Origin of the sequence: Roseovarius litorisediminis (genome assembly GCF_900172295.1) — a bacterium.
Classification (GTDB): Bacteria; Pseudomonadota; Alphaproteobacteria; order Rhodobacterales; family Rhodobacteraceae; genus Roseovarius; species Roseovarius litorisediminis.
Genome location: NZ_FWFL01000005.1, coordinates 109,017 through 130,598, shown reverse-complemented (window position 1 = coordinate 130,598; position 21,582 = coordinate 109,017). Strand labels below are relative to the sequence as shown.

The following is a 21,582-nucleotide window of genomic DNA, read 5'->3' as shown; positions in this document are numbered from 1 at the left end:
GAAGCGAGGTGATGCACCATCTCGCAACACGGAGCACAAGAATGCCAAACACGTACAAATCCAAAATCTACCTGTCTTTCTGCCAGCTACAGTCGAAGCTAGGTGGCCGAGGCAGGAGTTCGATTTACCGAGATGTTGATTTGGGCCGACTACCCAAGCCGGTAAAACTCGGTTCGCGACTGTATTGGAACGAAGCCGAAATCGACGCGGCGATTGAAAATCAAGCCGCATAAGACCCACCCCACCCAAGCGAGGTGCTTGGGCGTTGGGATGGGAATATATCTTGGCGGATACTCCCTCTACATACGCCCTGTGCCTTGTGAAATCAAATACAAGGAATATTCGATGAGCAGCAACCAATGGTACTCGGGCAATACGCAGGTTTTCTGGACCTGCAAGGCGCTTTTGGATGGGCGCACCATCTCTCACAAGACAGAAATCCGCGAAGTGCGTGGCTGGCGTCTTGGGGCTATAATCCACCGTTTGAAAACGGAATATCACTGGCCCATTCTGGTTGAATATCGCGGGCCGGAAAACATTGCGCATTACTGCCTGAACAAGGACGTAGAAACAGCCGCGTTGCGCTTCCCGCCTTCTGCAAAATCGCTAGGTTGCGAAGGCGGTGTGGCATGAACCGGCTCCGCATCACCAGCCTGCGCCGCCGCTACGGCTTGTCGGAAACCCGAGCGCGTCTGGTCGCTGAACTGTTCTTCGGAGGTGCGAAGAATGGCTGACAAATACAAACTCGGTCGCAAGGAAAATCACTGGCACATCATGGCCAGAAAGGGCGCAGGAGCGGCCACAGAGGCCGCGTGGGTATCCCTTGGCGGGTGCCCTGGCCAAATCGTCGCCGTGCGCGTCTATCTGGCGCTCAAGACGCGTGGTCGTCGCTGATGGCAGGGAAGCCTTACAAGGCCAACAAGAGGGGGGCTGGGCGTCACGTCCAGCTTCCCGAATGGGTACAGGCATCGGAGGCGTGGGCCACCCTGCCCCCCGGCCCGCGCGCGCTCTACATCGAACTCAAGCGGCGGTTCAACGGCAACAACAACGGCGAGATATTTCTAAGCCACCGCGATGCGGCAATTGCTCTGCATGTTCACCGCAACACGGTTGGACCGTGGTTCAAGCTGCTAGAAGAACGCGGGTTTATCCACCTGACCCGCGCGCCGCATCTTGGTCCCTCTGGCGTCGGTCGCGCCTCAACTTGGGCGTTGGCTGAGGCCCGCACGATGGATGGCGGCAAAGCATCCATGGCGTTCAAGAAATGGAGAATCCCCGCATGAATATTGTGCATGCCTTGTCACATTTCTTGTGCATCGTTTCGCGCTGGACAACGTCGTGCACTGAATTTGTGACGCAATGAACCGATTTCCAAAAAATACGCGTCACAAAAAACAGGACATATCTACATATAGCCATAGGCAGGTAATCAAATGAACGAACTGACAGACCAACCTGACGACCAAGTTGTCGAAATCGCACGACGGGTTTCGGAGCGTGACAAAAAGGCTCCGAACATTTCCGTTGAGATGGTGGATGGGATTGCGCGTCTCACAATTGTCAAGAACAGCGACCCCGACGAACGCCTGAGATTGATGGCGGCGATCGGCACCTATGACCTGGACTTTCTGAGCCCGCTTCTCTCTCAGATTGGCAATTCGGTTGCGGCCAAGGGAGAGATGCAGGAGGCGTCACTGCAATTCGTCATTGCGTTTATCAAGAGCATCGAACCTGAAAGCGAGATTGAAACGATGCTGGCGGCGCAAATGGCGGCGGTTCATATCTGCGCGCTAGACGCATCGCGACGGTATCTCTCGACCACGTCTTTGGCTGGCAAGGACAGCGCAGAACGGGCCATGACCAAACTCACGCGGACATTCACAACCCAGATGGAGGCGCTGAAACGTCATCGCGCCAAGGCCCAGCAAACGGTGCGTGTCGAGCGCGTGAATGTTGAGAGCGGCGGACAGGCGATTGTGGGCGATGTAAGCCACCGGGGGGAGGGTTGAAGGTGAAAAGTAACGGTAACCCCATGGACCCCACGCAAAGGCTCAGAGATGCGCCTAGATGCAGCGCTACAGCCAAGAGCACAGGGCAACGATGCCAATGCCCTTCTAAGCAAGGTTGGAACGTGTGCCGCCTGCACGGCGCAGGCGGTGGTGCGCCATCTGGTTCAGCCCATCCGAACTACAAACATGGCCTGCGAACCAAAGAAGCGGACGCCCTGCGGCGGCTTACACGTCTGCTTGGGAAAAGCGTCCGAGACTTTTGCTGAGGCACAAATGACTCGAACAAGCGGGTCAGAGCAATGACGTGGTTAGTTTTTCAGACTCTTGTTGAGCGAAATCTAGCCAAGCGCCCAATAGGAACAAAACAAAAACACTTGTCAAGACTATCATTCAGTTGTGTGTTCTTGTATCAATCTCTCAAAATATAGGGGCTAAAAAAGATGCCTCCAGGGAAAGAGGTTGAGATGCAGAACACTTCGCACGCAGTCATGGCTCAGCGGGTCGAGGAAAAAAATAGCCTTGATGACTTTCCTACTCCACCTTGGGCGACTAGGGCGTTGATTGAGCACATCATAGAAAGAGAAACCGGCACCAATAATTTGACGGTGCTAGAGCCAGCATGTGGGCGCGGATACATGGCTCAGGCCCTAGCCGAATACTTTGGGAGCGTAACCGCATTGGACGTGCATGATTACGGCTACGGTGACGTCGGCGACTTTTTGGGAAGCATATATGAAACGGATGCGTTTGACTGGGTCATTACCAATCCACCGTTTCGACTAGCGGAAGAATTCATTCAGCGAGCAATGCCAATTGCGCGAAGAGGTGTGGCAATGTTGGTTAGAACGGTTTTTATAGAAAGCGTCGGACGCTACCAGCGACTCTTTGAGATAAATCCGCCAACAAAATTGGCTCAATACTCCGAAAGGGTGCCGATGGTGAAAGGCAGAGTGGACAAAAAGGCATCAACTGCAACAGGCTACGCTTGGGTTATTTGGGAGAAGACTTTGGATGTCAGTCCAGCGCTGATTTGGGTTCCACCATGCAGGAAGTCGCTTGAGCGTCTAGAAGACTACGAAGCGAGTTTCGTAAATAGACAAGGCTCTGAATTTTTCATACCGACACAAAGTGAATTGTTCGGCTGAAATAAAGTATCAAGACTTCCAGAAAAGAACTAAGCGTCCGCGATAGTTTTTTTCAGTTCCTCAATACTCATGACAGTACCTTTTTTGAAGTGAACCAAGCGATGGCAGGTGGGGCACAAAGGCGATAAATCTTTGATCGCTTCTTTCAGTGGCTTTTTTGACGTGCCATGGACTGCAACGGGCTTCTTGTGATGGATTTCTATTAATCCCAACGCAACCTTGCCGTAGGCAGTTGACCCCTCAAAACCACATCCCTCGCACGAAATCCTACCATCTTTGTCAGCGAAGAATTTTAATGCGTATTCGCGTAGCCTTTTGGAGCGTTGGCGGACGGTGCGGCTGACGTGAGAAGAACTGCCCTCTTCAATAAACGTATACTCGAACTCCGGTCGCAGAGCTTCCTTTTTGTCATTTTCTGGAAAGCCTTGGGCACTATAGCTTTCATCAATTCCACCAAATTTTTCGATGAACGACTTGCCCGCTGGAGTCAGATGGTACCGTCCGTCAGCAAAATCAGCCAACCCGTCTCGCTCTAAGCGGTCATGAGACTTCAAGTTTCTAACCTTTTGGCTGAATTTATCGTCTCCGCGCCCCTCCAATAGTGCAAGGTCCTCCCCTTGCGGTTTCATCTCTTCCCTTAGAAGCAATTGCAGCTCTGTGGTCGACACTCCGGCATCTGCGTTTTTAACCAACGCGCGCAGTGTAGGAAGCACTAAGTCACTTTCAGTTATCAGTCCGCTCGCCACTTATCGAACTCCCCTTTTTTGGCTTGGGATTATCCCTTGGGACTAGCCACGTCGAATGGAGCCTAAAACATTTTTTCTAGACTTATAAGGTTTGAATTGTTCCGTTAGGCGACAGGCGCTCGCAAGCCTAGGGGTAATTCGCATCCCCACCCATGCCCGAGACGTTGACACCATTGAGGTCAGCAATTTGCCAGTTAGGCTAAATGGCGTTGACGGTCCCGAGTTGAATAAACGTGGTGGCCCAGCAGCCAAACGTTGGATGTAGCGCATGATACTGCGGAAGCCGATTGGTTGCTGGCTCACTGGCAAAAAGACCTACGACAGATGGGTTGGGACGTGTTTCGGTGCATCTGAGAGAGACATTGGAGCGCTTGCAATTAGCGCTGGCCAGGCGAGAGATTGTGCCCGCTATTCAGGCGGAAAGTACACATCTCTGGAGACTAAAGAGGGTAGAAAGCTGCCATCCCATTCATATTGCAAGTGACCGCCCTGCCCATCTCAATTATCAGCATGGATTGCGCATTAGGCAGATGGAAGAGGCACGGCGGTTGGATTCGCTTCTCAATAAGGAAGCTAGGGAGAGTCTTAATAGTACGGGTTGAATGCCGCAAGCGGGCTGCGAGGCCAAGGCGGCGCTGGCAGGGCAATTAACTTTAGTGAATTTTAGTCTAGGCTCTGCACCTATAAACGGGTCCCTGCCTCGACGGCATCCACGCAGGAAAGGTGGTCTATAGGGTGGACTGAACAACAAGTTAGCGGTTTAAGTAATTGATTAATATATATAAATATAGAAACATTGGTGCCGCTGAAGGGACTCGAACCCCCGACCCCATCATTACGAATGACGTGCTCTACCAGCTGAGCTACAGCGGCCCATTGCTGCGGCCCTATAGCATTGCCTCAAAAACTGCGAAAGGCTTATTTTGGGGGTTCTTGTCCCTCAATCTCTTCAACAATTTCAGCGTCTGCAACTTCACTATTTGTATCGTTGTCCTTGTGGTCAGAATGATCTTCAACCGCACCGACGATCAGGGGCAGCATTTCTACCCCGGTTGATTTCGAAAGGGCGGATTTCGGTGGGGTCTTCCAGCTGAGCGTATCGAAGGACTGACAGTTTTCGCAGGCAGGCACCCATTCGGCGTGGATGTGGTAACATTTGTCGCAGACCCATTGCGGGCCGCGCGGGGCCGACAGGGCCCGGGCCAGCCAGCCCTTGACCACCGCGTCGGGCGCGCCTTCACCACGTTCGACCGCTGCCATGATTGTCAAAACACGTGCATCCGGGTCGGTTTCGGCCAGATCGCCCAGTGCCCGCCGCGCCGCCGGGAAATTCTCGGCCGCGATTTGAAGCTCAGCCTCCAGCAGTTTGGTTTCGCGGTCATCCGGGTGAATCTTCAGAAGCTTGGCAAAGCGCTTCAGCCTCTGATCCGGCGTTTCCTCGGGTTCGATCTCGGCAAAGGCCGCCGCAAGATCAGGGTGCGGTCTGACATCCCAGGCTTTACGCACCACCCGCAGCGCATAGCGTTTGTTGCCCTGTTCAATATAATTCCTTGCAGCCATAACAGCGGCCGGGATCAGATCGGGAGAAAGTCGATTAGCCTCGATAGCTGCCTCGCGGGCCTCAATCGTATTGCCCTCTGCCAACACGTCTCGTGCCTCGGACAAGGCCAGCACAGCGTCGCGCCGTTTATGCACATCCCGCGGCAGGCTGCCATATTTCAGTTTGGCTTTCAGCGTCTCACGTGCGCCCTTCCAATCTTGGCGCTGGGCCTGAAGTTTGAGCAGTGTATCCTGCACCTCCTGATGCCGGGGCTTCAGGGCAAATGCGGTCTGTGCCAGCTTCAGCGCGGTCTCGGTATCTCCGTCTGCCAGCTTTTGTTTCATGATGCCGCGCACGCCGACAAACCGGGTTTTTTCGTTTTTCAGCAGCCGTTTATAAACTTCTTCTGCTTTGCGGCGGTCGCCCGACATTTCGGCAGCCTGGGCCGTAATCAGGTTGGTCAACGCAGGTTTGCGCAGATATTTTTCAGCGCGGCTGGCCTTGGCCATGGCCACATCGCCCTCACCCGAGGCCAGCGCCATCATGCCTTCCGACAACGCCCGGTAGCCCTTTTCCTGCCGGCTGCGATCGAAATATCGCGAAAGCGCTGTCTCATCCCCATTGATGAATTTCAGCACCGCGACAACAAGGGACGCCAGCTTGAGCAGCAGCCAAACCGCCAGCACCAGAAGGATCAACGCGATCACCGATTTCAATGGCGTCAGATTGATCTCGAATCCGGCCATGACAACACGCACACCGCCGTCCAGTTCCAGCAGATACCTGGCGAAGATAGCCGCCACCGCTACAAGGGCGAAGAAAACTACAATTTTGATAATTGACCAAAGCATGACGCCCGCCCTTTCGGTATTCAGTTCAAATTCTCGCCCAGCACCTGCGCGGCTGCAATCGCGTTCAGCCGCCGTGTGGCCTGCCCGGCCCAGTCTGACAGCTCTGTCCGGCCCTCTTCGGGCAGGGCTTCGATTTCTGCCAGCGCATCAGTCAGGCGGCCTTCTTTTAGTGCTGCCTCAGCGCGCGACAGGATAGCATCCGGGTCATCGCCTTCGCGTGGCTCAAGTGACCGCACGCCCAGCTGTGTTTTCAGAAATCCGCCAAACCCCTTGCTTTCGTCGCCAGCCGCTTTGCGTGACACGGCCAATGCAGCGCGCGCCGCCTCAGGAAAGCTTTCCTGCAGGACAATCAGCGATGGCGCGCCCTTGTCCGCGATTTGTGCCAGCGGCGCCGGGGCGTCGACCCCTGCCTTTTCAAGGTCGGCAAGCGCCGGGGCAAATCCGGTTCCGGCATCCAATGCCGTTTGGATCCGCGTCAGCGCGGCGCGACGCATTGTATCCTGCGCCTTTTCTTCGGCGCTTTCTTCCATCTGGCGCGCATCCGATGTCATCGCTTCGATCTCGGCACGCTGTTGCGCCATGGAATCCTGCAGCGCCTTCAACTCCCGCTCATAGGCAGCCACGGCAGCATCCGATGCGCCCTCGGCAATCGGCCGTTTTTCGACCTGCGTCAGCCGGTCTTCCATCCCGCTCAGCTGCGATTCGGCGGTCTCAATCCGCGTTGACAAGCTTTCTACGGCAGCCCCCAAATCCGATTGTGCCGCTTCGATCCCACTCAGATCCGGGCCCTTGGCCAGGGTCTCTATCCGGGAGCCAAGGTTTTCGATGGCGCTGGTCTGGCCCTGCAACTGCTGATCGATCTCTGCTTTCAACGTTGCCTGTCCGGTGTCGTCTTGGCCCTGCATAAGCCCAAAATAGGCCGCGCCATAGCCAATTGCAGCCGCCGCTGCACCACCCAGCAACATGGGCAGGAATCCACCCTTTCTCACAACAACAGGCTGATTGGTAACCGGGGCCAGAGTTGCCGATTCGGGCGTGGATTCTGTATCGGGGGTATCAGTTTCCGGTGTACCGTCCAGCTGGGCCGGTTCTTCTACCGCCGCTGTGTCGTCCTGATTTTCTTCAACCGGCTCAGCGATATCAACATCATCATCTTCAGATCTGGCACCTTCCACCTTATCGGCGGTGTCTGCTGTGGCATCCATCAATTCTTCGCTTACGTCGTCAGATGGTGTTTGCGAAATTTCTTCTACTTCCTCAGTTGCAGCCTGATCTTCGGCTACCTCTTTCGCAATCTTCGAAGATTTTTTCTTTTGTGCCACGTCAAACCACCCCCTGTACGAATCTCACCTGCCGATAAGCATCAATTGACCTTACTGCGCCCGATTTCCACCCTCAAGCTGCTTCGCTATGGCCAAAAGTTCGGGCAGCATCTCCAGAACCGCCTCTGCATCAGGCCGCCTGGCAACTTTCACCTCCTTGCAAATGCCTTCCGGCACGCAGGCTGCCACTTTTTCGCTGATACATGCGACCAATAGCGGCGCCGTAAGTTCCAGTTTCGCAAAGAATAGCCGGGCACTGCGCGGCGAGAAAAGGGGAAGGATAACAGGGCTTTCCCGCTTCAGCAGGGCCTTGGCAGCATCGCTCATGGGTATTGCGTCTTGCTTGTAGATGACCGCTTCTCTAGTCTCAATTCCGGCAGAATTCAGGTATTTGACGATCTCGCCAGTCACATGTTCCCCGCGAATATGCAGACATGGCCCCGCAACCCGATCCGCTTTCATTTGCCGCACCAGCGCGCCTGCATCCCCATGACACGATTTTGTCGGTAGCCCTGAAGTTTCCGCCAGGGTCGCTGTCGCGTCGCCAACGGCATAGCTTTCGATATCCAGGCGGCCCCCTAACGACAAATAGGCCCCAACCCCGTTGCGCGAGGTAAAGATCAGAGTTTTTATCGCGGAGAGATCGGGTAAAGGCCCGGTTACCTCAATCCGCATCATCGGTGAAAGCAAAACAGGCACGCCACATCCCAGCGTCATTCGCACCTGGTCGGCAAAGACAGAACCGGCGGGATCAGGCCGGGTAATCAGGATTGTGGGCGCCATTGCCTGTCCCCAGTTGTTTGCATGCCCCTCCGGTGTTACCTGCGTCACAGACTTCACGCAACGGGCGGTCGAATGACAGAGACTTTGACGATACTTGGGTTGGAAAGCAGCTGCGACGATACAGCCGCCGCAGTCGTGCGCATATCGCACGATCATTCACCTCAAATACTGTCGTCGGTCGTGCATGGGCAGACAGATCTGCATGAAAGTTTTGGCGGTGTCGTGCCCGAAATCGCCGCACGCGCCCATGCTGAAAAGCTTGATATCTGCGTAAAAGAGGCTCTGGCACAGGCCAATATGCTATTTTCAGGCTTGGATGCCATCGCCGTTACCTCCGGCCCTGGTCTGATCGGCGGCGTCATATCCGGTGTTATGTGTGCCAAGGGGCTTGCCGCAGGCGCCGGTCTTCCATTGATCGGCGTCAACCATCTTGCCGGCCATGCCCTGACCCCACGGCTGACCGATCAGATTGCTTATCCCTATCTGATGCTTTTGGTGTCTGGCGGCCATTGTCAGTTTCTTATCGTGCGTGGCTGCAACGATTTCACCCGCCTTGGCGGCACAATCGACGATGCCCCCGGTGAAGCCTTTGACAAAACCGCCCGCCTTCTTGGGCTGCCCCAACCCGGCGGCCCTGCGGTTGAAAGCGCGGCCAAAACGGGTGACCCTTCACGTTATAACCTTCCCCGGCCGCTTCTGGATCGTCCCGGGTGTGATATGTCATTTTCCGGTTTGAAAACAGCCGTGTTGCGCGCGCGCGACCAGCAAGTTTCTGAAAAAGGCGGGCTGTCGCTTCAGGATCGCGCTGATCTTTGCGTTGGGTTTCAGACCGCCGTACGTGATGTTCTGGCTGAAAAAACCCGGCGGGCGCTGTCGCTATATCTTTCCGAATCCCCCGAAACCCCCGCTTTTGCTGTGGCAGGGGGGGTTGCGGCAAATCAGGCTATTCGCGCCGCTTTAGAGACTGTATCGACCGATAGCGGCGCGCTTTTTATTGCCCCACCGTTGGCGCTTTGCACCGATAACGCAGCCATGATCGCCTATGCGGGGGCAGAACTTTTTGTGGGCGGGCATCGCGATGATATGGCACTATCCGCACGACCGCGTTGGCCGCTTGACCAAGCCAGCCCGGCAATGCTGGGCAGCGGAAAGAAAGGGGCAAAGGCATGATTACCATTCTTGGATCCGGTGCGTTCGGAACAGCGCTGGCCATTTCATTGTCCAAAAACAGTCGCGTTACCTTGTGGACACACAATGCCCAACACGCAATCGACATGATCCGCATGCGCGAGAATACCCGCCGCCTTGATGGCATTTCCCTTCCGGAAAACATCACTATTACTGCCGATCTGGACTCGATCGAGCCTATTCATCCCTGCCTTTTGACCGTGCCCACACAAAAACTGCGCGGCCTGCTGGAAAAGCATGGCGAAGCTCTTGGCAACCGCCCGCTTGTCGCCTGCTGTAAAGGCATCGAGCTTAGCACCGGCATCGGCCCGACAGCAATTATCGCCGATCTGGTCCCCACTGCGATTCCCGCAATCCTGACTGGCCCCAGTTTTGCCCGAGATATTGCCAGCGGCCTGCCCACGGCGCTTACGCTTGCTTGCGCTCAAAAGGCAGTTGGCAAAGCCTTGCAGCAATCTCTGACAACGCCCAACCTACGGATTTATCGCACTACTGACACGATCGGGGCCGAGCTGGGCGGCGCGCTGAAAAACGTGATCGCAATCGGTTGTGGTGCTGTCATGGGCGCCGGTCTTGGCGAAAGCGCGCGGGCCGCATTGATGACACGCGGTTTTGCCGAAATGAATCGGATGGCGATCGCCCTTGGCGCCCAGCCCGACACCCTTTCAGGTCTGTCCGGCTTTGGTGATCTGACACTGACATGTACCTCGAATCAGTCCCGAAATTACCGTTTTGGGCAAAGTTTGGGTCGGAATGACCCGTTTGATCCTTCTATCACGGTCGAGGGCGTCGCCACGGCACACGCTGTCGAGGCGCGCGCCCTGACCCTTGATATCGAAATGCCTGTTACCCAGGCTGTCACCGCCCTGATTGATGGAAAATTGCGCGTCGATCAGGCAGTGGATATGCTGCTGTCACGCCCACTAAAGGAAGAATGATGCTTATTGCCCTGATTGCCCGCGACAAACCCGGTGCCTTGCAAACCCGTCTTGATAATCGCGATGCCCATGTCGCCTATCTGAAATCCACCGGTGTTGTATCACAGGCAGGCCCGCTGCTGGATGACGCCGAACAGATGATCGGCTCGCTTGTTATCCTTGACGTTGAAAATATGCAGGCCGCGCAGGATTGGGCCAAAAACGATCCCTACGTCAAGGCCGGTCTTTTCGCCTCGGCTGAACTGGTTCCGTGGAAAAAGGTGATCTGATTCATGCGCTACTGGCTTTTTAAGTCGGAACCGTCAACCTGGAACTGGGACGATCAGGTGGCAAAGGGTGATACGGGCGAGGAATGGGATGGCGTGCGCAACTACCAGGCCCGCAACTTCATGCGCGAAATGAAGGTCGGTGACCGCGGCTTTTTCTACCACAGCCAGACAGAAAAGGCGGTTGTCGGCATTGTCGAGGTAATTGCCCCCGTCCATCCCGACAGCACCAGCGATGACGACCGATGGGAATGCGTGGATATCAAGGCGGTTTACCCCGTTAAAACACCGGTCACGCTGGACATGATCAAAAACGATCCACGCCTGTCCCAGATGGTACTGGTCAAAAACTCGCGCCTGTCCGTTCAACCTGTCTCTCCGGCCGAATGGAAAATCGTCTGTGATATGGCGGGTGTTTCACCTTGAGAAACCGCGTCATTACCCTGTCGCATGACAAAGGATGCATACAATGGAAATTCTGAATGTTCTGCTTGCAGCAATTGCCGCCTATGGCTTTGGTGCGGTGTGGTATATGGCTTTGGCCCAGGCGTGGATCAAAGCCTCGGGCGTCGCTGTAACGGAAGACGGAAAACCGGCTGGTGGTGTCATTCCCTATGTTCTGGCTTTCCTCAGCGCGCTGATCGTAGCGGGCATGATGCGCCATATTTTCAGCCTCAGCGGGATCGAAACCGCCGGTTCCGGGGTTGTCTCGGGGTTGGGTATCGGGCTTTTCCTGGCAAGCCCGTGGATCTTGACCTGCTACGGTTTCAGCGGCCGGTCTTTCAGGCTGATCCTGATCGACGGTGGGTTTGTCACCTTCAGTTGCATGATAATCGGGCTGGTTCTGACCTTGTTCTGAACGCGGATTAAGCCAGAACGGAGGGTGCCGATTCAAAAAGCCGACACCCTCCGCTACCCCACGTGCTCCCTACGCACCACACGTGTATCTGGATTAGGTCCCGGCCATACTGGCCCGTTCTTTGGTACCATAGCCGATGGCCCTGATTCCACCAAACACCAAGTAATTTGAATCTGTTTCAAATTCACTTGTAAGCGGCCTACGAAAAACGCCCGCCGGTTAGGGCGGGCGTTGACCGGTATCGCGTCCGGGGCTTAGCCGTAGACGGATTCTTTGCCGAAGTGTTTGGTCAGCATGTAATAGACAACCGCGCGGTATTTGTTGCGCTCGGACTTGCCATAGACCTCAATCACCTGATTGATCGCATCCATCAGTTTGGGGCTATCTTCCAGGCCCAGTTTTTTGATCAGGAAATTCTCTTTGACCGTTTCAAGCTCGGAAGGTTGAGTACCTGCCACGGTGGACGCATCAGCATTGTAAATCGCCGGCCCACAACCAATGGTTACTTTTGTCAACAGATCCATATCCGGTTGCATGCCACATTTGTTGCGCAGATCATCCGCATATTGAGCGATCAGGTCGTCCCGCTTTCCCATTTATTCTCTCCCACTATCCGGCGTTTCTGCCGGTTTACAGTTTCAATCCAAGCCCCTCATGGCGCAGGTTGCACGATAACGACAGAATTTGCCTGCACAAAGGGAAATCTTTGGCGCTTCTCCCCCTCGGCAATATCCCGAATAAAAAACGCCCCCGGGACTCATCCTGAGGGCGTTTTAGGTTCAATGAACTGATATCAGTAGCGGTAATGCTCGGGCTTGAACGGGCCGTCGGAATTCACTCCGATATACGCGGCCTGCTCTGCGCTCAACTGGGTCAGTTTTACGCCGATCCGGTCCAGATGCAGCCGCGCTACTTTTTCATCCAGATGCTTGGGCAGGATATAAACATTGTTGTCGTATTCATCACCTTTGGTCCAAAGTTCGATCTGGGCCAGCACCTGGTTGGTAAACGAGGCCGACATGACAAAACTGGGATGCCCGGTGGCATTGCCAAGGTTCAGCAGACGGCCTTCGGACAGCAGGATCAGACGATGGCCATTCGGCATCTCGATCATGTCCACCTGCTCTTTGATGTTGGTCCATCTGTGGTTTTTCAGGCTGGCCACCTGAATTTCGTTGTCAAAGTGGCCGATGTTGCCAACAATCGCCATGTCCTTCATCTCGCGCATATGCTCGATGCGGATGACGTCTTTGTTGCCGGTGGTGGTGATAAAGATGTCCGCGCTGGAAACGACGTCTTCCAGCAGAACCACCTCAAACCCGTCCATCGCCGCCTGAAGCGCGCAAATCGGGTCTACTTCGGTCACTTTCACCCGGGCACCGGCACCGCGCAACGACGCGGCAGAACCTTTGCCCACATCGCCATATCCCATAACCACGGCAACCTTGCCGGCCATCATGGTGTCCGTGGCACGGCGGATGCCGTCTACCAGCGATTCCTTGCAGCCATATTTGTTGTCAAATTTCGACTTGGTCACACTGTCGTTCACGTTGATCGCCGGAAACGGCAGGTGCCCCTTTTCCATCAGTTGATACAGACGGTGCACACCGGTGGTGGTTTCCTCGGATACCCCCTTGATCATGTGGCGCTGTTTTACAAACCAGCCGGGGTTTTCTTTCAGACGCTTCTTGATCTGGGCGAAAAACGCAACTTCTTCGTCCGATGTGGGGGTTTCGATCAGGTCGGTTTCACCCTCTTCGACACGCGCCCCGATCAGGATGTACATGGTTGCATCGCCACCATCATCCAGGATCATGTTGCAGCCACCTTCCTTGAATTGGAAAATCCGATCTGCGTAATCCCAATATTCTTCCAGCGTTTCACCTTTGACGGCAAAAACCGGCGTGCCGCCTTCGGCAATCGCGGCCGCCGCATGGTCCTGCGTTGAAAAGATATTGCACGAGGCCCAGCGCACTTCGGCACCCAATTCAACAAGCGTTTCAATCAGAACAGCCGTCTGGATGGTCATATGCAATGACCCGGCAATCCGCGCACCTTTCAGCGGTTTTGCTTCGCCATATTCAGCACGCAACGCCATCAGGCCCGGCATTTCGGTTTCAGCGATGTTCAGTTCTTTCCGACCAAATGCGGCCAGAGAGATGTCTTTCACGATATAATCTGTTGTCACGGGTATGCTCCAAGATTGCTGGCTCTGCCTTTAGCACAGCCGCTCAGGAAGTCACAATGGCAGTAAGAAACTGCGCCTCATGCAATCAGGCACTGAGACAGATTGCATTCAACAATCTTTTCAACCTTGATGTTTACTCGGCCTTTACCTGCCTTTTTCTGAGTTTTTTCCGGCTGACTGATAGACACGATCTTTTGTTGCTGAAGCAATGGCATCAGGCTCACCATCCGGTCTTTCTGCGATAAAACCACTTCGCCGTCCCGATAATCAAGATTCCACTGGTGCAAGCCAGCATAATTTCCGCCTTCCGCCTCATTTGGATGGAAGCTTAGCAACAGCCCCCCGCCTATCCTGCACACGTTGAGAAGATTGAACAGACCCAGAACCGGATCCAACGCATGGTCCAAAGAATTGCGGGACCAAACCAAGTCAAACGCTTCGGCTCCGAATTGTGTGGTTGCCGTTTCGAAATACCCACGCTCAGGTCGCGGCACACCGGTCACGTTTTTCTGATCCAGCAGTCGGTTGTACTCTTCTGCCAGAGGGTCAACGACAGTCAGGTCAATTGTATATTTTTCGCTGTTGGTTCCGATGAAACTGAGCGGACCGGCCCCTATATCCAGTATCTTCACCGTTCGATCTGCTGGAAGACCGAGACCATCCAGAAAATTCTCTACCTCTTTGGCCATCGGTGTAGTCGGATCGGTTCTCCGTTTGTACTCCTGTGGCCATCTGCTACCCTCGGTGAAAATCCAGTTCTCCCAGAAATTTACCTCCTCGGCTGAACGCTCACGCCAGCTGTCGATATCCATATTCGGTAAACTCGTCTGCCCCATAAAGCCCTTGCTTTCTTTTTAACACATCGAAAAACTAAACATTTACCGGAATGCGTGTAAAGCGGAAGAGCGGCCAGAAACCGTCCGGCGGCTAAATATAGTATGTCTGCCGCAGGTCGATTGCTCAGCGATGGTTCATCCAACAGCATGCTTGCAAACATGCTTCGTCTTTTACGTGTACCAAAACGGTCCATTGGCGACGAAGCAACATAGCCCACGCTTCATCAAACATGAGCATGCTTCTTGACTCATCACAATCTTGCATATGGGTCGATCGCCGGGGTCCATGTTAACTCGGGCCGGGCCTGATTGTTCGCACACGATGCTGTGCACGCCTGATGGTTACGTTTGCAGAAAACGCGTTCCCCCGGTATCGCCTTGGTCTAGAAAATCTTATCCGGGTCCATCATGGCAAAAACAAGATCACTCGAATTCTCTGGGCTGGCGGCAAGGCTGCAATACCATCTGCTTATGGGATTGTTCCGGTTGGCAGTGACGCGGGGACTATACGGTCGCTTTGCGCGGGGGCTAGGGCTGGTCTTTGATCCCGAAAACTCAGTGCTGCTAAGAACGGGCCAGAGCGCGCCGTTTAGGATACATCTCAACGATGGCTATTGGACCCGCTTCGCGCTTTACCACCATCCATATGAACCCGAGGTCGAAAATATCCTGACCACCGCCTCGGGCCTTACCGATCTTTTTTGCGATCTGGGCGCCAACAAGGGCTATTGGACAACGCGCGCGTCGTCTCTGTTTTCACGGGTATTGGCGGTCGAGGCATCAGCGCAAACCTTTCTGCATCTCTCCGAAAATGCCGCGCACCTTCCCAATGTCACTTTGCATCAGGCCGCCATCCATAGCACATCGGGGCAGCAGATGACCTTTCTCAACACCCACCTTAGCCATGCTTCGGCGCGACTTCTGGATACCGATTATGGCAGCCCTGAGGACAAAACCGAGCGGGTTCAGACACTTAGAATCGACGATCTGGTACCCTCCGGTACCGCCGCCCTGATCAAACTTGATGTCGAAGGTGCCGAGGTTTCCGCAATTGACGGCGCCACCCGTGCTCTTGGTGACGGCGCGGTTCTGATCTACGAGGACCACGGTTCAGATCCCGACTGCGTGCCAAGTGCGCATTTGTTGTCCCTGGGTGATATTAGACTCTATTCCATTGAAAAAACCCCAGAACCTGCCATTTCAGTTGCCGCCATCCGCGCTCTGAAAACCGATCGGTTCAAGGGTTACAACTTCCTTGCCGCTCGCTCGGATTCGCCCCTGCTTGCCGCACTGCTGGAACGTTTTGCAAAACCCTGAACTTGTCGGTAGCAATAGCGCGAGCCAATTTTTCGGAGACAAAATGCCCAAACCCCGCGCCTGGCAAAAGATGCTTTCCGGTCGCAGGCTCGACCTGCTTGATCCTACACCGGTGGATATCGAGATCGAGGATATTGCCCATGGCCTCAGCTTTGTCGCTCGCTGGAATGGTCAGACTGTGGGCGATTACGCCTATTCGGTGGCCGAGCATTCCCTGCTGGTAGAGTGTCTCTATTCACGCATGACGCCGCGCGCTCAGCCAAAATGGCAGCTCGCAGCACTTTTGCATGATGCGCCCGAATATGTCATCGGCGACATGATCTCGCCGGTCAAGACAGCGGTCGGCCCCGACTATGACGAGCTTGACAAACGTCTCACAGCCGCCATTCACATCCGCTTTGGCTTGCCCGCCACCATTCCCGTTGCAGTGAAAAAGCAGATCAAGAAGGCTGACAAGATCAGCGCCTGGATGGAAGCGACGCAAATTGCCGGTTTTGACCTGGCCGAGGCCGACAGATTTTTCGGCCGGCCGGACCCCTCCCTTATCCAGGGGCTGGACATCCACCTGCGCCCCCCGCTCGAGGCCCGCCATGACTATATCGCGCGTCACCACGCACTTCTGGGTCTGATCTGATGATCCATGTCCGCCGTGCTGGTTCGCTTGACGCAGGCGCCATGGCCGATCTGCTGAATGCGATCATTGCGCGCGGCGGCACGACGGCGCATACCCAGCTGGTTACACGCAGCACCATCATCAGCTGGATGGCGCGCCATGGCGATCAGGCAGCCTGGCATCTTGCTGAAAATGACAGGGGGGATCTGATAGGGTTTCAGTTCATCGAACCCCATTCCGATCTTCCACCCGACGCCTGTGATGTTGCTACCTTTGTCCGCCTCGGCCAAACCGGGCTTGGTATCGGTTCAAGTCTCTTTGACGCAACGCGATCTGCTGCCCACGCGCTCGGATACAAATGGATCAACGCAACCATCCGCGCCGACAACACAGGCGGGCTGGCCTATTACCAAAGCCGCGGATTCGAGGATTACGCCCGCCATCCTGATATCCAGCTTGGAGACGGCACCGTAACCGACAAGATCAGCAAACGTTTCAATCTCTGATCGGTTTCATTTTTCCAAAAATACTCAAACCAAACCGCTTGCCACCCACCGCTCCGCCCGGACTGTCACAAGGTAAAAGCTGATCTCTGGGGGTTTTACCGGGGCGATCGCTTGGCCAGAATCCGTTGCAATGTCCGCCGATGCATGTTCAGGCGCCGCGCGGTTTCGGATACATTGCGGTCACATAACTCGTAAACCCTCTGGATATGCTCCCACCTCACGCGGTCGGCACTCATCGGGTTTTCCGGCGGCGGCGGCAGTTCATCGCCCGTGGCCAGAAGGGCATTGGTGATATCGGTGGCATCCGCAGGCTTTGACAGATAATCCGTCGCCCCGATCTTGACCGCCGCCACCGCCGTGGCAATCGCGCCATAACCGGTCAGCACCACCACCCGGCTGTCAGGGCGTTTTTCGCGGATGACCTCGACCACATCCAGACCGTTGCCATCTTCAAGCCGCAGATCGCACACCGCATAGGCAGGCGGCCGGGCGGTTGCAATCGCCTGCCCGGCCGCAACCGAACCTGCGGTTTCCACCTCAAACCCGCGTTTTTCCATAGCTTTGGCAAGCCGCCGCAAGAAGGGTTCATCATCGTCAACCAAGAGGAGAGATCTGTCCTCACCTATATCCCTTAGGTTCTCGGCCATGCCGACCCTCCTGTTCAACGCGCCATCATTTCAAACAGTTCTAGCCTGCACTTACCCCTGCGTCAAACAATCGCGGAGACTCAGCTGGCATCCAGAAAACATTGAACGCGATCAGCCATTTGTTCGGCAGAAACATCACGCCGGAAGAACTCTGAAAATCCGTGTTCAGGAAGGGTTAGGTAAGTAAAGGTCGAGTGGTCAACAAGATAGAAATCTTCTTCGCCCTCGGCTGCTTCGTGTTTTTGATAGAAGGTGCGATAGGCCTTGCTGGCGGCCTTGACCTGATCTGCCGATCCGGTCAGCCCCAGCATCCGGGGATGCAGGTAATCGGTGAATTCCGCCATCACCTCGGGCGTATCGCGATCCGGGTCTATCGAAATGAAGACAGGCTTCACGATCTTGCCACGGCTTTCCAGAATTTCTACGGCCTCGGCGTTCCTTGCGGCATCCAGCGGGCAAACATCAGGGCAGAAAGTATACCCAAAATAGATCAGGCTGGGCTGATCTATTACCTCGGCACTGGTCACGGTTTCGCCGGTTTCGCTGATCAATGTGAAAGGCCCGCCAATCTCGGCGGCCCCGCCGGCAATGGCCCCGGCCCGGCAGTGGGCAAAGCGATCATCGGATTCACCGGGGCGAGCCACGTAATATGTGACGCCTAAGAGAACAATCACTGCAACAGCAGACGCAATCGCCAAGGTCCTTGTCATTGCTAATTCCTTGATTTGTCGGGCATTGAATGAAACATCTAATACCGTCACCATAACATGCAATGGGGCGTTATCGCACAGATGCCTGAACTTACCCAAGACCTATTCAAGTCATATCAAAGCGGCAACTGGATTCGCCTGCGCACATTGGTCATGTTGCGCTGGTGGGCGATCATCGGGCAGGTGTCGGCGCTGATCATTGCCCAGAGGCTTTACAACCTGAACCTTGAGATCGGCCTGTGCTATCTGGTCGTCGGCGTCGCTGTCATCAGCAACCTTGTGGCCGCTTTCGTTTTTCCGGAAACCAAGCGTCTATCGGAATCTCAGACACTTCAGGTTGTTCTTTTTGACATGCAGCAGCTTGGTCTGATGCTTTATCTGACGGGCGGGCTGCATAACCCGTTTTCAATTCTGATCGTCGGGCCGGTCACCGTGTCGGCCTCGGCGCTGTCATCGCGATCAACCCTGTTTCTTGGGCTTACGGCGATTGCCATCGCGTCGTTGCTGATGAAGTTTCACCTGCCCCTGCGAACCGAACAGGGCTTTTTTCTGCAGATTCCTGATGTTTTCGTGTTTGGAAATTGGGTGGCCATCGTCATCGCCATTATCTTTCTGGGGGTCTATTCCCGCAGAATAGTGTCTGAAATGCACGCGATGTCTACTGCGCTGCAAGCCACGCAGATGGCGTTGGCCCGTGAACAAAAGCTGACCGACCTGGGCGGCGTCGTTGCCGCCGCTGCGCACGAATTGGGCACGCCGCTGGCAACCATAAAATTGGCCAGTTCCGAATTGGCCGAAGAATTGTCAGATAACCCGGACCTGCGCGAAGATGCCTTGCTGATTGTCGAACAGTCGGATCGTTGCCGCGATATTCTGCGCTCGATGGGGCGGGCGGGCAAAGATGACCTTCACCTGCGCAAGGCACCCCTGACCGCCCTGATCGAAGAGGCAGCCGAACCGCATGTCGATCGCGGCAAACTCATTCATTTCGACTTTGGGCTGGACAATGATGATCTGCAGCTACAACCCACCGTTCTGCGCCGTCCCGAGGTGATCCATGGTTTGCGCAATCTGGTCCAGAACGCGGTCGATTTCGCACGTCAGAACGTCTGGGTCGAAAGCTCGTGGAGCAAAGATACTGTTGTCATCCGTATCATGGATGACGGGCCGGGATATCCGCCGCACCTGCTTGGCCGAATCGGCGATCCGTCGATGCGACGCCGTTCAAGCTCCAGCGATCTTGACCGCCCGGGGTACGAGGGGATGGGTCTTGGCCTGTTCATCGCGAAAACCCTGCTGGAACGGTCAGGTGCCGATCTGAGTTTTGCCAATGGTTCGGACTCGTTCAAATCCCGCGCCAGCCACCTGGACCGCACCGGCGCGTTTGTCGAAGTCACCTGGTCGCGTGATCTGATCGAGGTAACGTCGGATCAGAACCGTCAAGCCCTGGGTGCAAATGAACCCATCCAGTCGTGAAGCTCCTAATTTGGTTAACCTGACCTTAACCAAGAAAGAGCACCCTCTGCACTGAATGACATGGAAAGGATTAGCCGGATGGTTGATTTGTCTCTGGGGGTCTGGGCAGGGGTATTCGCTTTATCGGTGCTGGCATCCTTTTGCGTCCTCTGGCTTGCAGGTGTTTTTTTACAAAGACACGCCAACAGGTCCACGCCAGATGATTTGCCCAACCTGCAATCTGTTTTCCTTTTCCGGGGCGAAAAGCTTGCCGATCATGACGTCCTGCATGCCGTTCTGGCACAATCTATTGGCCAGTGCATCAATGACTGGCCCGATTTGCGCAGGTGGCTGCAATTCAGATTTCGTGACCTGCCTGACACCCTGTCGTCGCTCTCGGCCGGTCAAAGTATAACCTTTCCAGACATAACCAAGGGCTCGGATGCAAGTGTCACTCTGACGGCCCAAAGCGCGTCGGTTTCCGTCGTTCTCTACGATCCGGCGCAGATGGAACCAGCCCAGCGCCATCAAGCCTTGCGCAGGAATCTTGAGCTTGAGGATCAAAATCATGCCCTGATCCACTGCCCCTACCCGATTTGGAAAACCAACAAGGGGGGTGATGTCCTGTGGCAAAACGCGGCAAGCGCCATGATCCTGTCTGACGAAGGCGTTCAGCCGATCAATATCAATGAAAACACAGGCAAACCGGGCGAAATACACTCTGCCCGTATCTCGGTGCTCCTTCCCGAAACGGACGACGTCCGCTGGTTCGAGGTGCAGACACAACGCAGCGGTCAGGACTATCTGCATTATGCGCTGGATATCACAAAGGTGATCAAGGCCGAAGCCGTCCGGCGCGAATTTGTGCAGACCCTGACCAAGACATTCGCCAACCTCACCACGGGCCTTGCCGTCTTTGACCGCAAACAACAACTGGCCCTGTTCAACCCGGCCCTGATTGATCTGACGGCGCTACCGGCCGATTTCCTAAGCGCCCGGCCAGGACTAATGAGCTTTTTTGACAAATTGCGTGACCAGCAGGTGATGCCCGAACCCAAGAACTACGCCAGCTGGCGCGCGCAGATTACCGATGTTATCGAAACCGCCAGCGGGGGTCTTTATCAGGAAACCTGGAACCTGCCGACGGGCGTCACTTACCGCGTCACGGGGCGACCGCACCCTGATCGTGCAGTCGCCTTCCTGTTCGAAGATATCTCGGCAGAAATGTCCCTGACCCGTCGGTTCCGCGCCCAGCTGGATTTGCGCCAAAGCGTGCTGGACAAACTTGACGAAGCGGTTGCCGTGATTGCCCCGAACAATGTGTTGATGATGTGCAACGACGCCTGCAACGATTTGCTGGGGATCGACCCTGACACGACCTTTGCCGAAATGTCCTTGCATGACCTCATTTCAGTTTGCAGCGACAAATATCCTGATGCTGACTTTTGGCACGACGTGCAGACGCGGATATCCAGCAAGACCCTGTCCAAGTCGATACGCAAATCGTTTGGAAAAAACGACGGCAGCCAGATAGACTGCCTGGTTTCCACTGTCGCAGGCGGGACAGCGATGATCTGCTTCACCGCCCGCCCCGCCCTGACCCGGCGACTGGAATTGCCGCTAGCCACCTGAACCGGGTTGCAGGCAGTCGCGGCGCGTGTAG

Annotated in this window: 25 protein-coding genes and 1 tRNA gene; 16 read left to right on the top strand and 10 right to left on the bottom strand. The window is 55.2% G+C overall.

Annotated elements, in window-relative coordinates; all coding sequences use genetic code 11:
- Positions 1 to 11: 11 nt before the first annotated feature.
- The 6 genes from PEL8287_RS11050 to PEL8287_RS11030 all read left to right on the top strand — a co-directional run bounded on the left by PEL8287_RS11050 (position 12) and on the right by PEL8287_RS11030 (position 3,154).
- Positions 12 to 233: a helix-turn-helix transcriptional regulator gene (locus PEL8287_RS11050; RefSeq protein ID WP_306372183.1), complete on the top strand. Its 222-nt coding sequence runs from the start codon at positions 12 to 14 to the stop codon at positions 231 to 233.
- 112 nt (positions 234 to 345) lie between these two features.
- Positions 346 to 633, top strand: a complete 288-nt coding sequence (locus PEL8287_RS11045; protein WP_085892458.1) for a hypothetical protein — start codon at positions 346 to 348, stop codon at positions 631 to 633.
- A 93-nt stretch (positions 634 to 726) separates the two neighbouring features.
- Entirely contained in the window at positions 727 to 894 is a 168-nt protein-coding gene (locus PEL8287_RS20035; protein ID WP_176228621.1) for a hypothetical protein, read from the top strand.
- Positions 894 to 1,283, top strand: coding sequence for a hypothetical protein (locus PEL8287_RS11040; RefSeq protein ID WP_085892457.1), 390 nt, complete (start codon positions 894 to 896; stop codon positions 1,281 to 1,283). Before PEL8287_RS20035 ends, PEL8287_RS11040 begins: the two co-directional genes overlap by 1 nt.
- A 150-nt stretch (positions 1,284 to 1,433) precedes the next feature.
- Positions 1,434 to 2,009, top strand: a complete 576-nt coding sequence (locus tag PEL8287_RS11035; protein ID WP_085892456.1) for a hypothetical protein — start codon at positions 1,434 to 1,436, stop codon at positions 2,007 to 2,009.
- A 464-nt stretch (positions 2,010 to 2,473) separates the two neighbouring features.
- Positions 2,474 to 3,154, top strand: a complete 681-nt coding sequence (locus tag PEL8287_RS11030; RefSeq protein ID WP_217807676.1) for a class I SAM-dependent methyltransferase — start codon at positions 2,474 to 2,476, stop codon at positions 3,152 to 3,154.
- Between the two features lie 29 nt (positions 3,155 to 3,183).
- On the opposite strand, the gene PEL8287_RS11025 is transcribed toward PEL8287_RS11030, so the two are convergent.
- The 5 genes from PEL8287_RS11025 to PEL8287_RS11000 form a co-directional block, all read right to left on the bottom strand.
- Positions 3,184 to 3,900, bottom strand: a complete 717-nt coding sequence (locus PEL8287_RS11025; protein ID WP_139837772.1) for an HNH endonuclease — start codon at positions 3,898 to 3,900, stop codon at positions 3,184 to 3,186.
- A gap of 797 nt (positions 3,901 to 4,697) precedes the next feature.
- A tRNA-Thr gene (locus tag PEL8287_RS11015) sits at positions 4,698 to 4,773 on the bottom strand.
- Positions 4,774 to 4,818: 45 nt separating this feature from the next.
- Positions 4,819 to 6,291: a heme biosynthesis protein HemY gene (locus PEL8287_RS11010; protein ID WP_085892454.1), complete on the bottom strand. Its 1,473-nt coding sequence runs from the start codon at positions 6,289 to 6,291 to the stop codon at positions 4,819 to 4,821.
- Positions 6,292 to 6,311: 20 nt separating this feature from the next.
- Entirely contained in the window at positions 6,312 to 7,613 is a 1,302-nt protein-coding gene (locus tag PEL8287_RS11005) for a COG4223 family protein (RefSeq protein ID WP_085892453.1), read from the bottom strand.
- Between the two features lie 51 nt (positions 7,614 to 7,664).
- Complete coding sequence (locus PEL8287_RS11000) at positions 7,665 to 8,396, bottom strand: uroporphyrinogen-III synthase (protein ID WP_176228620.1); 732 nt, start codon at positions 8,394 to 8,396, stop codon at positions 7,665 to 7,667.
- Positions 8,397 to 8,468: 72 nt separating this feature from the next.
- Here PEL8287_RS11000 and tsaD point away from each other — a divergent pair, with 72 nt between their 5' ends.
- The 5 genes from tsaD to PEL8287_RS10975 are packed head-to-tail and all read left to right on the top strand — an operon-like array spanning position 8,469 to position 11,647.
- Positions 8,469 to 9,566 carry a tRNA (adenosine(37)-N6)-threonylcarbamoyltransferase complex transferase subunit TsaD gene (tsaD, locus tag PEL8287_RS10995; RefSeq protein WP_085892452.1) on the top strand — a complete coding sequence of 366 codons (1,098 nt, stop codon included), beginning with the start codon at positions 8,469 to 8,471 and terminating at the stop codon, positions 9,564 to 9,566.
- Positions 9,563 to 10,522 carry an NAD(P)H-dependent glycerol-3-phosphate dehydrogenase gene (locus PEL8287_RS10990; protein WP_085892451.1) on the top strand — a complete coding sequence of 320 codons (960 nt, stop codon included), beginning with the start codon at positions 9,563 to 9,565 and terminating at the stop codon, positions 10,520 to 10,522. Before tsaD ends, PEL8287_RS10990 begins: the two co-directional genes overlap by 4 nt.
- Entirely contained in the window at positions 10,522 to 10,791 is a 270-nt protein-coding gene (locus tag PEL8287_RS10985; protein WP_176228630.1) for a YciI family protein, read from the top strand. Before PEL8287_RS10990 ends, PEL8287_RS10985 begins: the two co-directional genes overlap by 1 nt.
- Before the next feature lie 3 nt (positions 10,792 to 10,794).
- Positions 10,795 to 11,214 (top strand): EVE domain-containing protein, encoded by a 420-nt coding sequence (locus PEL8287_RS10980; RefSeq protein WP_085892449.1) that lies wholly within the window; start codon positions 10,795 to 10,797, stop codon positions 11,212 to 11,214.
- A 43-nt stretch (positions 11,215 to 11,257) separates the two neighbouring features.
- Positions 11,258 to 11,647, top strand: coding sequence for a DUF1761 domain-containing protein (locus tag PEL8287_RS10975; RefSeq protein WP_085892638.1), 390 nt, complete (start codon positions 11,258 to 11,260; stop codon positions 11,645 to 11,647).
- Positions 11,648 to 11,901: 254 nt separating this feature from the next.
- On the opposite strand, the gene PEL8287_RS10970 is transcribed toward PEL8287_RS10975, so the two are convergent.
- From PEL8287_RS10970 to PEL8287_RS10960, 3 genes are all read right to left on the bottom strand, one after another.
- Positions 11,902 to 12,243: a DUF2853 family protein gene (locus PEL8287_RS10970; RefSeq protein WP_085892448.1), complete on the bottom strand. Its 342-nt coding sequence runs from the start codon at positions 12,241 to 12,243 to the stop codon at positions 11,902 to 11,904.
- A gap of 197 nt (positions 12,244 to 12,440) precedes the next feature.
- Positions 12,441 to 13,835 (bottom strand): adenosylhomocysteinase, encoded by a 1,395-nt coding sequence (gene ahcY / locus PEL8287_RS10965; RefSeq protein ID WP_085892447.1) that lies wholly within the window; start codon positions 13,833 to 13,835, stop codon positions 12,441 to 12,443.
- Between the two features lie 77 nt (positions 13,836 to 13,912).
- The gene (locus PEL8287_RS10960) at positions 13,913 to 14,671 is read right to left on the bottom strand and encodes a class I SAM-dependent methyltransferase (RefSeq protein WP_139837771.1); all 759 of its coding nucleotides are present in this window, start codon (positions 14,669 to 14,671) and stop codon (positions 13,913 to 13,915) included.
- A 408-nt stretch (positions 14,672 to 15,079) separates the two neighbouring features.
- Between PEL8287_RS10960 and PEL8287_RS10955 the strand changes: the two genes are divergently transcribed.
- Genes PEL8287_RS10955 through PEL8287_RS10945 form a run of 3 tightly spaced genes read left to right on the top strand, consistent with a single transcriptional unit; the run spans position 15,080 to position 17,107 of the window.
- Complete coding sequence (locus PEL8287_RS10955; RefSeq protein ID WP_085892445.1) at positions 15,080 to 15,988, top strand: FkbM family methyltransferase; 909 nt, start codon at positions 15,080 to 15,082, stop codon at positions 15,986 to 15,988.
- Between the two features lie 43 nt (positions 15,989 to 16,031).
- Positions 16,032 to 16,622 carry an HD domain-containing protein gene (locus tag PEL8287_RS10950; protein ID WP_085892444.1) on the top strand — a complete coding sequence of 197 codons (591 nt, stop codon included), beginning with the start codon at positions 16,032 to 16,034 and terminating at the stop codon, positions 16,620 to 16,622.
- Positions 16,622 to 17,107, top strand: a complete 486-nt coding sequence (locus PEL8287_RS10945; protein WP_085892443.1) for a GNAT family N-acetyltransferase — start codon at positions 16,622 to 16,624, stop codon at positions 17,105 to 17,107. Before PEL8287_RS10950 ends, PEL8287_RS10945 begins: the two co-directional genes overlap by 1 nt.
- Positions 17,108 to 17,202: 95 nt before the next feature.
- On the opposite strand, the gene PEL8287_RS10940 is transcribed toward PEL8287_RS10945, so the two are convergent.
- Both PEL8287_RS10940 and PEL8287_RS10935 read right to left on the bottom strand, forming a co-directional pair.
- On the bottom strand, positions 17,203 to 17,754 hold the full coding sequence (locus PEL8287_RS10940; RefSeq protein ID WP_085892442.1) for an ActR/PrrA/RegA family redox response regulator transcription factor: 552 nt from the start codon (positions 17,752 to 17,754) through the stop codon (positions 17,203 to 17,205).
- Between the two features lie 80 nt (positions 17,755 to 17,834).
- Entirely contained in the window at positions 17,835 to 18,464 is a 630-nt protein-coding gene (locus PEL8287_RS10935) for an SCO family protein (RefSeq protein ID WP_085892441.1), read from the bottom strand.
- 81 nt (positions 18,465 to 18,545) lie between these two features.
- Between PEL8287_RS10935 and regB the strand changes: the two genes are divergently transcribed.
- Positions 18,546 to 19,940, top strand: a complete 1,395-nt coding sequence (gene regB / locus PEL8287_RS10930; protein ID WP_085892637.1) for a sensor histidine kinase RegB — start codon at positions 18,546 to 18,548, stop codon at positions 19,938 to 19,940.
- Between the two features lie 78 nt (positions 19,941 to 20,018).
- Positions 20,019 to 21,551 (top strand): PAS-domain containing protein, encoded by a 1,533-nt coding sequence (locus tag PEL8287_RS10925; RefSeq protein WP_176228619.1) that lies wholly within the window; start codon positions 20,019 to 20,021, stop codon positions 21,549 to 21,551.
- Positions 21,552 to 21,582 lie beyond the last annotated feature (31 nt).

Excerpts from the sequence above, each read along its gene's own strand:
- PEL8287_RS10975 (WP_085892638.1), top strand. The coding sequence starts at position 11,258 with ATGGAAATTCTGAATGTTCTGCTTGCAGCAATTGCCGCCTATGGCTTT.
- PEL8287_RS11035 (WP_085892456.1), top strand. The coding sequence starts at position 1,434 with ATGAACGAACTGACAGACCAACCTGACGACCAAGTTGTCGAAATCGCA.
- PEL8287_RS10980 (WP_085892449.1), top strand. The coding sequence starts at position 10,795 with ATGCGCTACTGGCTTTTTAAGTCGGAACCGTCAACCTGGAACTGGGAC.
- regB (WP_085892637.1), top strand. The coding sequence starts at position 18,546 with ATGCCTGAACTTACCCAAGACCTATTCAAGTCATATCAAAGCGGCAAC.
- PEL8287_RS10960 (WP_139837771.1), bottom strand. The coding sequence starts at position 14,671 with ATGGGGCAGACGAGTTTACCGAATATGGATATCGACAGCTGGCGTGAG.
- PEL8287_RS10985 (WP_176228630.1), top strand. The coding sequence starts at position 10,522 with ATGCTTATTGCCCTGATTGCCCGCGACAAACCCGGTGCCTTGCAAACC.
- PEL8287_RS11030 (WP_217807676.1), top strand. The coding sequence starts at position 2,474 with ATGCAGAACACTTCGCACGCAGTCATGGCTCAGCGGGTCGAGGAAAAA.
- tsaD (WP_085892452.1), top strand. The coding sequence starts at position 8,469 with ATGACAGAGACTTTGACGATACTTGGGTTGGAAAGCAGCTGCGACGAT.
- PEL8287_RS10990 (WP_085892451.1), top strand. The coding sequence starts at position 9,563 with ATGATTACCATTCTTGGATCCGGTGCGTTCGGAACAGCGCTGGCCATT.
- PEL8287_RS11050 (WP_306372183.1), top strand. The coding sequence starts at position 12 with ATGCACCATCTCGCAACACGGAGCACAAGAATGCCAAACACGTACAAA.
- PEL8287_RS11045 (WP_085892458.1), top strand. The coding sequence starts at position 346 with ATGAGCAGCAACCAATGGTACTCGGGCAATACGCAGGTTTTCTGGACC.
- PEL8287_RS10950 (WP_085892444.1), top strand. The coding sequence starts at position 16,032 with ATGCCCAAACCCCGCGCCTGGCAAAAGATGCTTTCCGGTCGCAGGCTC.
- PEL8287_RS10945 (WP_085892443.1), top strand. The coding sequence starts at position 16,622 with ATGATCCATGTCCGCCGTGCTGGTTCGCTTGACGCAGGCGCCATGGCC.
- PEL8287_RS10940 (WP_085892442.1), bottom strand. The coding sequence starts at position 17,754 with ATGGCCGAGAACCTAAGGGATATAGGTGAGGACAGATCTCTCCTCTTG.
- PEL8287_RS10925 (WP_176228619.1), top strand. The coding sequence starts at position 20,019 with ATGGTTGATTTGTCTCTGGGGGTCTGGGCAGGGGTATTCGCTTTATCG.
- PEL8287_RS10970 (WP_085892448.1), bottom strand. The coding sequence starts at position 12,243 with ATGGGAAAGCGGGACGACCTGATCGCTCAATATGCGGATGATCTGCGC.
- PEL8287_RS20035 (WP_176228621.1), top strand. The coding sequence starts at position 727 with ATGGCTGACAAATACAAACTCGGTCGCAAGGAAAATCACTGGCACATC.
- PEL8287_RS11000 (WP_176228620.1), bottom strand. The coding sequence starts at position 8,396 with ATGGCGCCCACAATCCTGATTACCCGGCCTGATCCCGCCGGTTCTGTC.
- PEL8287_RS11040 (WP_085892457.1), top strand. The coding sequence starts at position 894 with ATGGCAGGGAAGCCTTACAAGGCCAACAAGAGGGGGGCTGGGCGTCAC.
- PEL8287_RS10955 (WP_085892445.1), top strand. The coding sequence starts at position 15,080 with ATGGCAAAAACAAGATCACTCGAATTCTCTGGGCTGGCGGCAAGGCTG.
- PEL8287_RS11010 (WP_085892454.1), bottom strand. The coding sequence starts at position 6,291 with ATGCTTTGGTCAATTATCAAAATTGTAGTTTTCTTCGCCCTTGTAGCG.
- PEL8287_RS10935 (WP_085892441.1), bottom strand. The coding sequence starts at position 18,464 with ATGACAAGGACCTTGGCGATTGCGTCTGCTGTTGCAGTGATTGTTCTC.